8 protein-coding genes and 1 other annotated feature are annotated in these 14,051 nt (G+C 32.3%); of the genes, 7 read left to right on the forward strand and 1 reads right to left on the reverse strand.

Annotation, left to right across the window (positions count from 1 at the left end):
* From SA378_RS02515 to SA378_RS02545, 7 genes are all read left to right on the forward strand, one after another.
* Nucleotides 1-700, forward strand: a 700-nt coding sequence (locus SA378_RS02515; RefSeq protein WP_318524417.1) for a metallophosphoesterase, incomplete at its 5' end; no start/stop codon positions are given.
* A gap of 89 nt (nucleotides 701-789) precedes the next feature.
* Nucleotides 790-991, forward strand: a binding site (T-box leader).
* A gap of 85 nt (nucleotides 992-1,076) precedes the next feature.
* Nucleotides 1,077-2,522: a proline--tRNA ligase gene (proS, locus tag SA378_RS02520; protein ID WP_318524418.1), complete on the forward strand. Its 1,446-nt coding sequence runs from the start codon at nucleotides 1,077-1,079 to the stop codon at nucleotides 2,520-2,522.
* Nucleotides 2,523-2,901: 379 nt separating this feature from the next.
* A complete protein-coding gene (locus tag SA378_RS02525) occupies nucleotides 2,902-4,005 on the forward strand; it encodes an efflux RND transporter periplasmic adaptor subunit (RefSeq protein WP_318524419.1) in 1,104 nt (367 codons plus the stop codon).
* A gap of 2 nt (nucleotides 4,006-4,007) precedes the next feature.
* Nucleotides 4,008-7,088: an efflux RND transporter permease subunit gene (locus tag SA378_RS02530; protein WP_318524420.1), complete on the forward strand. Its 3,081-nt coding sequence runs from the start codon at nucleotides 4,008-4,010 to the stop codon at nucleotides 7,086-7,088.
* A gap of 10 nt (nucleotides 7,089-7,098) precedes the next feature.
* Nucleotides 7,099-7,674 carry a TetR/AcrR family transcriptional regulator gene (locus tag SA378_RS02535; protein ID WP_318524421.1) on the forward strand — a complete coding sequence of 192 codons (576 nt, stop codon included), beginning with the start codon at nucleotides 7,099-7,101 and terminating at the stop codon, nucleotides 7,672-7,674.
* A gap of 28 nt (nucleotides 7,675-7,702) precedes the next feature.
* Nucleotides 7,703-8,902 (forward strand): TolC family protein, encoded by a 1,200-nt coding sequence (locus SA378_RS02540; protein WP_318524422.1) that lies wholly within the window; start codon nucleotides 7,703-7,705, stop codon nucleotides 8,900-8,902.
* An 11-nt stretch (nucleotides 8,903-8,913) separates the two neighbouring features.
* Nucleotides 8,914-9,429, forward strand: coding sequence for a GNAT family N-acetyltransferase (locus SA378_RS02545; RefSeq protein WP_318524423.1), 516 nt, complete (start codon nucleotides 8,914-8,916; stop codon nucleotides 9,427-9,429).
* 284 nt (nucleotides 9,430-9,713) lie between these two features.
* Here the strand turns inward: SA378_RS02545 and SA378_RS02550 are convergent, their stop codons facing one another.
* Nucleotides 9,714-13,817 (reverse strand): DUF445 family protein, encoded by a 4,104-nt coding sequence (locus tag SA378_RS02550; protein WP_318524424.1) that lies wholly within the window; start codon nucleotides 13,815-13,817, stop codon nucleotides 9,714-9,716.
* Nucleotides 13,818-14,051: the final 234 nt, after the last annotated feature.

The raw sequence follows: 14,051 nt of genomic DNA on the forward strand, positions 1-14,051 counted from the left end.
TATGGATGAAATAAAAATTCTTCAATTTACTGATACTCATGTTTCAGAGTATTTTGTTATAGAAGATTTAAAAAGAACAGTAAGTAAAATAAATGAACAAAATCCGGATATAGTTGTTTTTACCGGTGATTTAATAGATAGATATGATACTTATGAGAACAAGGACAAAATATATGAAATATGGGAAACATTAGGTTCAATTAAAGCTCCGTTTAAATATGCTATATACGGAAACCATGATTACGGAGGAGGAGCTGAAAATATATATAAACAAATAATGAAAAACAGCGGGTTTGAATTACTTATTAATGAAAAATCGGCATTGGAACAATACAATATAAATATAATAGGAATGGATGATTCGATTTTTGGAGATTATGACAGTGAAATATTTTATAATTTGGATAAAGACAGTTATAATATAGTACTCAGCCATGAACCTGATGTGGTAGATTATTTGTTGGAAAATAATATAGATTTATTTTTATCAGGGCACAGCCATGGAGGTCAAATAAATTTGCCAATTGTAAAATTACTTCCATTGCTGGCTGAAAAGTATACAAGAGGAATTTATAGTTTCGAAAACGCAAGACAAACAAAGCTGTATGTTAATATAGGATTGGGAACATCTAAGATTCCAATGCGTTTTATGGCAGCACCGGAACTGGCGGTATTTATTTTGAAGAACAATGAGCATTGAAAATTTTCCATCATTATTTTTTTGAAATTATTATCCACATTTGTTGACAAAAATATAAAATTAATATAGTATGTTAATGATATTTAATATGTAAGACTTTGAAGAGAAATAGTAATCGTACATGGTCTAAAGAGAGAAAATTGTTGGTGAAAGATTTTCGTCCCTCTGTATAAAGAACCCATCTCCGAGTTTTTGGGAGTAACAACCCAAAGGGCAAAACCCTTATTAAAATGAGATGCTGTAATTTATTTTACAGCAATTAGAGTGGTACCGCGGATATCCGCCTCTTTGTTTAGAGGCGGATATATTTATTTATGCGACCGGAGGGAGCAAATAAATTTGTATTGCGAGACAGTGAAATTTGAAAGGAGATATTATGGCAAAGAAAGAAAAAGATTTTGTTAAAGAAATTACACCAATGGAAGAAGACTTCAGCAGATGGTATACAGATGTAATTCTGAAAAATGAATTAGTAGATTATTCCCCAGTAAAGGGATTTATGGTTATCAGACCTTATGGATATGCCCTATGGGAAAAAATACAAAGCTACGCTGATGAAAAATTCAAAGCCACTGGTCATAAAAATATGTATTTTCCTCTTTTAATACCGGAAAGTTTGTTAAACAAGGAAAAAGAACATGTAGAAGGTTTTGCTCCTGAAGTTGCATGGGTAACTCGAGGAGGAAATCAAGAATTAGCAGAAAAACTTGTTATCAGGCCTACATCAGAAACAATAATATGTCACATGTATAAAAAATGGCTGAGTTCTTACAGAGAACTTCCTTATTTGTACAATCAGTGGTGTAGTGTTGTTAGATGGGAAAAAACAACAAGACCATTTTTAAGAACTTCCGAATTTTTGTGGCAGGAAGGTCACACTCTTCATGAAACAGAAGAAGAAGCTCAAAAGGAAACATTGCAAATGCTTGATATATATAGACAGGTTGCAGAAGATTTAATGGCGATGCCGGTTGTAATAGGTCAAAAAAGCGAAAAAGAAAAATTTGCAGGTGCACATGCAACATACACAATGGAAGCATTAATGCATGACGGTCAGGCATTGCAGGCAGGAACTTCACACAACTTGGGACAGCATTTTACAAAAGCTTTTGATATTAAGTTCCAGGGAAGATCAGGCAAGGAAGAATATCCATACCATACTTCATGGGGTATTTCAACAAGATTGATCGGTGGACTCATAATGGTTCACTCAGACAACAGAGGTCTTGTACTTCCTCCAAAAATGGCTCCAACACAAGTTGTTATAATTCCAATAGCTCAAAAGAAAGAAGGAGTTTTGGAAAAAGCCAATGAACTTTATGATTTATTAAAAGCTAAGGGAATAAGAGTTGAACTTGATGATAGTACAGAAAATTCATCAGGTTGGAAATTTAATCAATATGAAATGAAAGGTTATCCAATTCGTATTGAAATCGGACCAAGAGATATAGAAAGCAATCAAGCAATAGCCGTTAGAAGAGATAAGCTTGAAAAAGAAATTATTTCTCTATCCAATATTGATGAAACATTATCTGAAATGCTTGACTCAATGCAAAAAGACATGTTTGAAAAAGCAAAAGCTCACAGAGAAGCTCACACTTATATTGTAAAAGATTATGAAGAGTATAAAAAAGATCTTCCTAACAAACCTGGTTTTGCAAAAATGATGTGGTGTGGCTGCAGAGAATGTGAAGATAAATTAAAAGAAGAAACTGGTGCTTCAATAAGATGCATTCCATTTGAACAAGAAAATTTGGGAAACAAATGCCATATATGCGGCAAAGAAGCAAAATACATGATTTATGTAGCAAGAGCATATTAGAAGCAGAAAATGAATAATGATTGTAGAGGAGGGCGTTGCCCTTCTCTTTTTAGTGCGCCCAGCATGGGCAACAGCGAGGATTTATACTCCAAAGACTTGGAGCTCTTGGGGTAGGACTTTAGCTGTCAATGTTTATGATAATGCCCAACATCCTGCTTTCAGGGTACATGTTTTCTTGTCCTTGCAACATTAAAATTTAAAAAGAAAATAGATTAATCAATGGAATGATAATTGCTCCTAAGATTACAGAAGTGAAGTTATAGTACATGTAATAATTTTGTAAATATTTAATAATCTCATTGACACTTGTTTATCTAAGTGCTACAATTAATCAAAACTGACCGGTCGGTCGAAATATAAGGAATGTTGGAGGGCAATTTTGAAAAAAATATTGACATTATTATTAGGTACTACAATAATGCTTGCTGGATGCGGCAATAATGCAGAAACTGGGGTTACAGAAGAAACTTATACGGCTGTGGAAATTGAAACGCTTAAGAATATGGAACTTCATATTGAAAATATTATGACTGCAAAGACATATGCAGACAAGGATGTTTATGTTATTCCAATGATGTCTGGTAAAGTAGAAAAAATATTTGTGAGCGTTGGGGACAGAGTACAAAAGGATGATATATTGTTTGTTATGGACAAAAATGATATAGATAAACAGGTGAATCAGGCATATGCAGCATATGAATCTGCCAAAGCAGGATATGATGTAAGCGCAGCTCAGATAGAAAGTGCTAAGAAATCTTTTGAACGCATTGAAAAACTTTATGAAGAAGGTGCAATTGCTGAAACTCAATATGATCAAGCAAAATTAGCAGCTTCAGACGAAGCATTAGAAGCTGCAAAACGAGGTGTTGAACAAGCGCGTGTTGCATACGAAAACGCAGCATCTGTTTCAGAAAATGCAGAAGTTAAAGCACCTATATCTGGGGTTATATCTGATATAAGCATTGTTGAAGGAGAATTTGCAACTTCAGCTCAACCTCCAATGACAATTGTTGATTCCGACAGCATTACTGTTGAGCTTGGAATTCCGGGGAATATGGTAAATAAAATAGTTAAAGGTATTCCTGTTAATGTAGAAATCAGTTCTGCAAATTACAGCGAGAAATCAACGGTTGACAGTATCAGCACATCAACAGACATTATGACTAATCTTTACACAGTTAACATATTACTTGAAAATAATGGATTTATAAAGCCGGGCATGTTTGCAAAGGTGAATTTTGAAACAGATAAAATAGAAAATACACTTGCAGTTAAAACTGAAGCCGTAGTTGAAAAAGACGAAAAAAGCTATGTTTATGTAGTAAATGGTGATGTGGCTATGGAAAAGGAAGTTGTTACAGGACTTGATACAGGTACATACATAGAAATAAAAGAAGGTCTTACAATCGGAGACAAAGTTATAGTGAAAGGTCAAGATTACATAAATAATGGAAGCAAAATAAAGGTTGTAAGGGGTGAATAAGCATGCTTGCTAAATTTTCAGTAAAAAAACCTGTTACAATCACAATGATGATTTTAATAGTAATTGTATTAGGTGTTGTATCCTTAAGTAAGTTGCATATAGATTTATTGCCAACAATGGAGCTTCCGTATGTACTGGTGCAGACAACATATTCAGGTGCAGGACCGGAAGAAATAGAAAACTTAGTATCAAAACCGTTGGAACAAACTTTAGCAACAGTAGAAAATATAGATACAATAATTTCAATTTCAAATGAAGGTAGTTCCATTATATTGATGCAATTTGATTTCAATTCAGACATGGATGAAATAACACTTCAAATGAGAGAAAGAATTGATATGATTAAAGGCTATTTGCCTGAAGGGACAACTTCGCCTATTGTAATGAAATTAGACCCAAATTCCATGCCTATTATTCAACTGGCAATATCAAGCAATGGTGACATTAGCACTACTCAAAAAATCGCAGAAGATGTAATACAACCTCGAATAGAAAGAATAGAAGGCACAGCTTCTGCAAGTGTTTCCGGTGGTCTTGAGCGTGAAGTGCAAATAGTTTTAAAGGAAGAAATGATTAAAGGATATAATTTAAGTACTAGTTATATAACCGGTATTATTCAAGCAGAAAACTTAAATTTACCCGGCGGAACAGTTATGAAGGGAAGCAATGAATTTACTGTAAGAACCATAGGTGAGTTTAAGTCAATAGAAGAAATAAGAAATATTAACATACCTTTAACGAGAGGCGGTACTGTTCGCTTAAGAGATATAGCTGATGTGAATTTTGCAAATAAAGACCAAACAGCTATAACTAGGTTAAATGGTCAGGATGTTGTTCAAATTTCAATAATGAAACAATCAGATGGCAATACGGTAAATGTAGCTAGAGATGTAAATGAAGAGATAGAAAAGATAAAAGCGGATTACCCTGATTTAAATATAGAAACAGTGTTTAACCAGGCAGATTATATAAATTTCGCTATAAATAATTTGAAAAACACTGCGATTCAAGGAGCGTTTTTGGCTATTGTTATTTTGTTAATATTTTTAAGAAGTATTAAAACTACAATGGTTATTGCTCTTTCCATACCTATTTCAATTATAACTACATTTGTTCTCTTGTATTTTACAAAGATTACTTTAAATATGATGACAATTGGAGGTTTGGCTCTAGGTATCGGTATGCTGGTTGATAACTCCATAGTTGTTCTTGAAAATATATACAGACACAGAAATCTTGGAATGGATAGGATTACTGCAGCAGTTGATGGAACAAATGAAGTTTCAATGGCAGTTACAGCTTCAACATTGACTACAGTTGCAGTATTTATTCCAATAGTGTTTACTGGAGGCCTTGCTGCAGCTATATTCAAGGATTTTGCAATGACTATAGTAATGGCCTTAATGAGTTCATTAGCTATTGCTTTGACTCTTGTTCCAATGTTATCTTCAAAGCTTATTTCAGTAAGAAATTTGGAATCTGAAGAAGAACAGGAAAAAAAGCATGGACCTTTAGTAGTGTTTTACAAAAAAGTGTTAAGTTGGAGTTTAAAACACCGCTTTATAACAGTTTGTATAAGTATTGCGATATTTGTGGTAAGTATTCTAATGGTAGCGTCAGTTGGAGCAGAGTTTTTCCCTGCAGCCGATCAAGGTCAAATAAATGTAAGCGTAAGTCTTCCTGCGGGAGCAGAAACAGAGCAGGTAGACGATGTTTTGAATGAAATGCAAACTTTAATTAAACAACTGCCAGAGGTTGAAACAGTATTTACATCTGCAGGCGGTGGTGGTGTCATGGGTATAGGAGGCGGTTCCAACACTGGCACTATCATAGTTATGTTAAAGGATTTAAATGAAAGAGAAAAAAGTGCAAAAGAAGTAAGTGATGAAATAAGAACAATGTCAAAAGATGTTCCAGGTACTGAAATAAGCGTTTCTGAAGTTTCAATGATGTCAATGGGTTCAAACGGAGGAGCTATTAGCATCAGCATTAAAGGCGATGACTTGGATACTTTAAAAACTATCGGTGATGATTTCAAAGAAATTATAGAAAATGTTGAAGGTACGAGGGAAGTAGCTTCAAGTTATGAAGAAGGTATACCTCAGGTTCAAGTTTTAGCTGACAGAGGAATTGCATCACAATACGGACTTACTACTGCGCAGATTGGATCTGCAGTAAAAAATACATTGTCAGGTTCTACTGTTACACAATTTAAAGTTGACGGGGATGAACTAGATGTAGTATTAAAGGGTGATAACATGTATGGACAAAGCATGTCACTGCTAGATATGCTGCCTGTATCAACACCTACAGGTGGAACAATTCCACTTGCAGAAGTTGCAGACGTAAAAATAGAAGATGGTCCTATAAGCATAAGAAGAGAAAATCAAACAAGAGTAATAACTGTAAGCGGAAGTGTAGTTGGCAGGGATGTTCAGACTGTTTCTGATGATATATCTAAAGCCTTGGAAAATTATGAAATGCCAAACGGTTATGATTATACTTTTGGCGGTGAAACAGAACAAATACAAGAAACATTTTCTGATTTAGCCTTAGTTATGTTAGTAGCAATAGTTCTTGTTTATATGATAATTGCAGCTCAGTTTGAATCACTTATTCAGCCTTTATCAATTATGTTTTCAGTTCCACTTGCTCTCTCCGGCGGATTTATAAGCCTATTTATTACAGGTTTGCACCTCAATGTAATTGGAATAATCGGGTTGATTATATTGGTAGGTATAGTAGTAAACAATGCTATAGTGCTCATAGATTACGTTAACAACAGACGTAGTAGAGGAGAAGACAGAACTGAAGCTATTATGAAGGCTGGACCTATAAGAATCAGACCAATTATGATGACAGCACTTACAACAATATTAGGGCTCATTCCAATGTCTTTAGGAATTGGTGAAGGAGCAGAACTTACTCAATCCATGGGAGTTGTAGTAATAGGAGGATTATTATTATCCACCGTATTGACGCTTGTACTGGTACCTGTCATGTATACAATATTCGATGATATTGCTGCATTTTTCAAAAGAAAGTTCATTAAAAATAAAGATAAAGTTATTGAACAAAATTAAGGAGGCAGTTATGGCGGAAAACAATCAAAAGAGAAAAGATATTTTAATATCTGCCAGGGCCTTGTTTAAAGAAAAGGGATTTCATAATACAAAAATGGAAGAAATAGCTTTAAAAGCTGGTGTAGGCAAAGGGACACTTTATGAATATTTTACAAGCAAGCAGGAAATTTTTGATGAAACATGTATTGATAGAGTAACTGTAATTCGGGATGCCATTGAAGGAATAAGCAACAAAAGCATAAGCTTTAAAGAAAAATTATCTGAAATGATATCAATAAAAGCTAAATGTATTGAATTTGAGGGAGCAAGTGTTGAAAGTATTATGTCAAATAAAAACATTGTTTCTGAGAAAGTAGTTATTGCGATGATGAGCCATGTATCGGATATGTACAAAATAATAATCAAAATTATTAAACAAGGTAAAGAGGAAGGCGTGGTTAATAATGCCATTCCTTCTGAACTCATAGCTTGTTTGATAGTTGGAACCACAAGTGAATATGCAAGAAAGAAACACTTTCCAAGTAGTGCATTAAAGGAAGATGATGTTATAATAAATTTACTTTTTAATGGATTTGGTGTACAATAAAATAAATAATAATAAATTTGGAGGACGTATGAAAAGAAAAATAGCGCTTTTATTGGCGATGGTAATTTTAATGAGCACAATGCAAATTAATTATGTATCCGCAGATGAAGAAACAACAAAAACAGAAACAACAGAAGCAGTTGAACAAGTTGAAATAAAAGTTCCCATGGAACTGTCAATAGAAGAAGCTGTTAAGCTGGCAGTTGAAAGTGACAGAGGAATGTGGAAAATAGATAAAACAATAGGAGAATTACAAGATGCAAGAAGACTAGGAATCACTGCAAAAGAACAATACGAATTAATAACTGAAGCACCGATGGTTGCAGGTTCAAGTGGTCTTAATTACTTTAATCTTATATTATCTAAAAATGACTATTACTCAAAAACTGCTGAATTAAAAACCAAAGAATTACAAAGGGGTAGAGAGCAGTTGCTAAAAGGCATCGAAATAAAAACAATATCTACATACTACAAATTGCTTGTTGCTGAGAAAACAATTGAAATAAATCAGGCAAAACTTGACAAAGCAAACGAGCAACTGAGAGTAATAAATCTGAAATTCAATAACGGCTCGGAAACAAAAGCTGGAGTATTAAGGGGAGAAATGGCTGTACAAGAAGCAAATACTGAATTAAGTACAGCAATGGATGATTTAAATATTGTAAAGCTTGATTTACTTAATCAATTGAATTTGCCTTTTGATACCAGTTTCGTTTTGACAGACACTGAACTTACTTATGTACCTACAGTTGAACTTAATTTAGATGCTGCATTAGAAAAAGCAAAGGCAGAAAGACTTGAAATTATTTCAGCTCAAAATGATTTAGTACTTCAAAAAATTGAAACACATGCTTACAAGGCTTACTATACATCTAATTTGTGGCAAAATAAGGTTGCTGTGAAAAAGCTTGAAGATGCGGAATTAAATGTTCCTCAGGCTTACAAGGATGTTGAGCTTGATGTGAGAAACACATACTTAAATCTTGTAAAAGCTGAAAGAGCTCTTGTAAACATGGATAAGACAGTAGAGTTATCAAAAGAAGCAGCTCGTATAAACAAACTTCTCTATGAAAACGGAATGGCAACATCACTTGATGTTTTGGAGGCTGATACAAATTTAGCACAAGTTGAAATTGGTCGCTATCAGTTGCTAGTGGCATACAATTTAAGTAAATTAATGTTTGATAATTCCAATTTAATTGGAAGTTCGTCTAACTCAGATATATAACGGAGGAAGCTATGCATGAAATAAAAATTGATGATATAGAAATAAAAATCCGAAATGCAAATCAATCTGACTTGGATTCAATAGCAAATTTAGAATCTGTATGCTTTCCTCCAGAAGAAGCAGCAACAAGAGAATCATTCAAGCGCAGGATAAACACATTTCCTGAAAGCTTTTTCGTTGCAGAGCTGGATGGAAAAATAGTAGGTGTAGTAAATGGCTGTGTAACAAACAGCCCTGCAATATTTGATGAAATGTTCCATGATGACAAAACACATCTGAAAAATGGAGAAAACCAAACTATATTTGGCCTGTTGGTGCATCCTGATTATCAAAGAAAAGGTATTGCAGAGCAACTATTGAATCACATAATAAGCGTTTCAAAAAATCGAGGCAAAAAAGCAGTTATTTTAACGTGCAAGGATAAACTCATACATTATTATGCTAAGTTTGGATTTGAAAACATGGGTGTTTCCGGTTCAACCCACGGCGGAGCAGTATGGTATGACATGATGTTAAAATTAAGCTAATATAAATATTAGTTAACACAGTGAAGGATCTCTTAAAATATTCAAAAGATGAGATTCTTCGACTACGTCTCAGAATGACGAGGTCGGAAATTACCAATGTCATTAAGTTAAGCCACTATTACGTGGCTTATACTATTGACAAATCCTATTTATGTCATCCTGAACGCAGTGAAGGATCTCTTAAAACATTCAAAAGATGAGATTCTTCGACTTCGTCTCAGAATGACAGCGTCTTAATTTATACTTTGTCATCAATTTGAGCCACAAATATGTGGCTTTTTATCTTAATCTTTTTTATTGTTAAACAATTCAGATAATACTTTTACACAAGTCAATGCAAACCCTGCATACATGTTTATTCCAAACACAAAGCCTCCAAACCCGTAAAGCATAAGTTTCTTGAAATATTTTTCCCCGAAGGAATTAAACATTTCGTGGATTTTTTCAGGTTCCATTTTTTCTATTTCTTCTTGTGCTATTTTGTCAAATTCAACGGCTTTCAATATTTCATCCAAATTGCGCTTTAAACTTAATATGCATGAATCCACAAAGAAATTAAGAATGTAATCCTTAGTTTTTTCATCCACAAAGCTGAAATTATCAGAGGCCGCTTCTTCCAAAACAGAAGTTATAACTTTTTTAGCTGCTAATTCTGTTTCGTTGCTGGCAATTAGTTTTTTAACATAATTATGTGTTGAATTAATAAATTCATCTTTGTCAACAATGCTTTCTAATTTAATGTTGCTTACATAATTTCTGTAATCATAAAGGGTACTAGAAATTATTTTTTCGAGGATGTCATCTTCATTTAGAATTTCAGTAGCATTATCTAATATTTTTTTTACGTCTTCTTGAGATATTCCTTCAAAAATTTCCTTAAAAGAAATCTTTATAAATTCATCCGAAATATTATCAGTAAACGCGGAAATTTTTTTGATAATGTCTTTCTGATTAGCGCTTACAGAAGAGTACAATTCAGAACGGAATGCATTCAGTTCTTCTTCATAAGCGCTCAGCATGCTTTTTATATCGTTAAAGTAAAAGACTTTTAATATATCGGTTAAATTTTTACTGCCAGCTCTTTTTAATATTTCTTCAATTCCTCTTTGAACTTTTTCAGTTACAGCTGAATTTTCTGAATTAAGGAATTTGTCAATCAATTCACTAACCTGCATTTTATCAAGGCCGCTGTGAAGCACTTGAACTTTCGCCTTGTATAATTTTTTATCCAATATGTTATTTGCTATGTTATTAATTTCATTTTCTTTTTCATCAATAAACCGGGGAATTTTAATTTCGATTATTTTCTTAAGAAGTTCATCTACTATTTCATCTCCCCCTACTAAAGTATACATTCCTTTTTCGAGAAAACCGAGGCTATTTTTAATTTCAGACTGAACCATTAAAGCAACTTTTGTCTTGCTTTCCGTAACATTATTTTTGATCATCTTAGATATGTTTTGCAAAAGCCCAGGCATTTTTTTGTCAATGTACTCTTTTAATTTTCCGTTAAAGAGTTCTTCGAATTTTTTATTTTTATCAAAATATCGATTAAATAAATTCACAGCACTTTGAGAAGCTTTTTCTCTTGAAGATTGAGATAAAATAATGCTGTTGATTTTACCGGATACAATTACAAAAATTTTATCTCTTTTTTCATCATCAAGTATATCATTAATTGTTTTATCAGTTAAAAGGCTGTACTTATCCTCATATTTTAAAATATAATTTTTTATGTTGCTTTCATCAGAAAGAAAAATTCTTACTTTGTCGTAATATTTTATTGTAAAATTTTCAAAAATATTTTCAATAAAAGAGTTTGAAAATTTGCTTTTCAATGAACTTGTGCTGTTGATTGCTGCATATAGTTGTCTGCTTAAATTATTTGCATCTGAGAGTTTATAAACACCTTTTCTGCTCAACTCATTTACAGCTTTATCCGTAAGTATTGAGGATAATTTAATGTTTCCTGCTTTATTATAAATAAAAACACATATCTTACTAATATTGTTTGAAATCTTCTTTTTAACATATGAAAGCAAACTGTTTACAATGCTCGTTTTGTTGCTCGTTAAAATATTGTTAAGAGTTTCGTAATTATTTTCTGCAACACTTTTTATAAAGTTTTCCTTAATATTTTTTTCATAATTCATAAATAATTCATTTATGCTCTTTTTGCTCAGCAAGCTGTTATCAATAAAATGAGCAGTGCTTTTTGCAAAAGTTTTTTGATTTTTAACGATAAAACCCAAAGAAAAGTTTCTAAGTAGTTGAATTTTGCTCAAAAGTTTATTTTTTCTGTAAGTCTTAAATAACATATTGATAGCTACAACATTCGTAATAAACCCTACAAATGCATATATAATCATGCTTGAAATGTTTATATTGCTAGGATTTAAAGGCGCGTTTTGAAATGCTGCCAAAAAAATACCTGCAGCTATTCCAAGTATTCCTCCGGAAACCATAATTGGCTTGAGCTCTTTTCCTATAAACTCATTTGCATAATTAACAAGATCATCATCACTCAGCTTGTTTAAATTTAAATACACAATTCCTTTAATCGAACCTTTTAATATGGTATCTGTGTTGTTAATGACATACATGCGCAGTGCTTCTGAACTGTTTTTCGATATGTTATCGATTGAATTTAACTTATCAAGTGCCTGAGATATTTCAATGTTTTTCACTTCAGCGGCTGAAACAGTATACATTTTATAAATTTCTTCAGAAACTTTCTCATAAGTATTTGAATTTTTTAATGCATTTTTATCTGCAGCAATACCTGTAATTTGTTCATTGAGCCATTCTTTGAGATTGCTGGAATTACTGTCCGCAATTTTAAATACAAAATCATTTATTTTTGTGATGTACTCTTTTGCTTTTTTTTCATTGAGCAATTCTTTTAAATCAAGAGACATAATGCTTTTTATTTTAGCAGTTGATTTTTTACTCAGCATTGTTATTACAATATCAGATGTTAAAATATTATTTAAATTAATATTTTTTAATGAATTTTCCGGCAGAATATCCTTTACACGCAGCTTTGAAACACTGTTTATAATTTCATTAAAAATAATTTTAAAGTTAATGATTAAATAATCTGTAACATAATTTGCTGCTTTAGTTGTTGTAAAATTGTTTCTTTCAGCTTCCAAAATTATTTCTTTTACAGAAAGATTGTTTAAAAGCTCTATTATTTTTTCGCTTATGATGTTGCCAAGTTTTTCAGGTTCAGTAATTTTTTCAACATAAAATATTATTTTTTGAACTATACTGTACTTTTGGGTGAGATTATTAAAATATGTGTTTTTTATTGTTGAAAGGAGCTTTCCTTTAAGTCCGTCGGATTCTTTTATAACTTCATCAATGGAATCTTCAATCAGTTTATCAATTATGTGGCTGTTGTCATTGATCCAATTTACTATACTATTTGTAATGTGTGGCAAATTTTTTGAAATATATTCTTTCAATCCTGCTTCAAATGATGAATCCAACAATTGAAATACACTTTTTTCGCAAGTTTTTCCGTAAGTAAATAAAGAGTCGCATAAACTGAAAATATTTTTTTTGCCTCTCTCTGAATTGATGAAGCCAGTAAATTCATAAGTTATGTTATTTATTAATTCATCATGAAAATTCACAATATCTTTAAGCTGTTTATCATAAAAAACTGTTTTTGGCTTATTTAAAGGTTCTCCAATATTTAAGGATTTTGCAATTTCGTTTATTGATGATGAAAAGTCATCTGTTTTTATAATATCGGCAAGTTTATTAATAACATTTTGCGCTAAAATATCAGCGCTGTTTTCAGTACCTTGGAAGAAATTCTCAATTTTTAAATTTTGGTTGTTTAAATAAAGAGAAAACAAAACTTTTTCTGCAGCATCAGTGTTTTTGATGGTACTTATCAAACTGTCGTAAAGAGAATCGCAGATTTTTTTCAGTTGAATATCAGTTAATAAGTTTTCAAATTCAAAATTATCAATAATTAAATTCGTTATTTCCGGTACATGCTCATTAATGATTTTGGTTACAAAGACATCAGCAGAATCTATGGTAGAGTCAAAGTTGCTAATTTCTGAAAAATTTCTTGAACCTGAAGTTTCATAAATGCAGTTTCGGAAAAAGTCCTCGGTTAAGAATTCAAATTTTGTTTTAAACGATTCATCATGAAGTATTTCATACATTTTTTCTTTGTTTATTATATCATTTTCAACCATGGAGCTAAGGTTGTCTATGAATTCATTTCTTGTTTTTTTAATGACTCCGCCTATTTTTAATGGAGTATATTCTTTGAAAAGCATGTTAATGGCATAATCATTGGTAATGTAACCTGAAGCTCCACCAAGAATTGCCTGTGCTATGTGATTTAACAATATGTCGTTCATTAATGTTTCCTTTCCTAGTTAATACTATGAAATTATATCATTATTTTTTTAATTTGCAAAATTTAAATTAATTACTATTTTTTTATATAGTAGGAAAGTTCTCTTTCCTACTATATAAAAACGAGGATTGCAAAGGCGGGACGTCCTTGCCGTCAAGGGGGGTGCTCAGCAAAAATGCGAATGCAGTTTTGCGCCGAAGGGGGACATAGGTCCCCCTAGCGGAGTTGCGGAGCA

It is taken from the genome of Sedimentibacter sp. (assembly GCF_033447055.1).
Lineage (GTDB): Bacteria > Bacillota > Clostridia > Tissierellales > Sedimentibacteraceae > Sedimentibacter.

Excerpts from the sequence above, each read along its gene's own strand:
- proS (WP_318524418.1), top strand. The coding sequence starts at position 1,077 with ATGGCAAAGAAAGAAAAAGATTTTGTTAAAGAAATTACACCAATGGAA.
- SA378_RS02530 (WP_318524420.1), top strand. The coding sequence starts at position 4,008 with ATGCTTGCTAAATTTTCAGTAAAAAAACCTGTTACAATCACAATGATG.
- SA378_RS02535 (WP_318524421.1), top strand. The coding sequence starts at position 7,099 with ATGGCGGAAAACAATCAAAAGAGAAAAGATATTTTAATATCTGCCAGG.
- SA378_RS02540 (WP_318524422.1), top strand. The coding sequence starts at position 7,703 with ATGAAAAGAAAAATAGCGCTTTTATTGGCGATGGTAATTTTAATGAGC.
- SA378_RS02545 (WP_318524423.1), top strand. The coding sequence starts at position 8,914 with ATGCATGAAATAAAAATTGATGATATAGAAATAAAAATCCGAAATGCA.
- SA378_RS02550 (WP_318524424.1), bottom strand. The coding sequence starts at position 13,817 with ATGAACGACATATTGTTAAATCACATAGCACAGGCAATTCTTGGTGGA.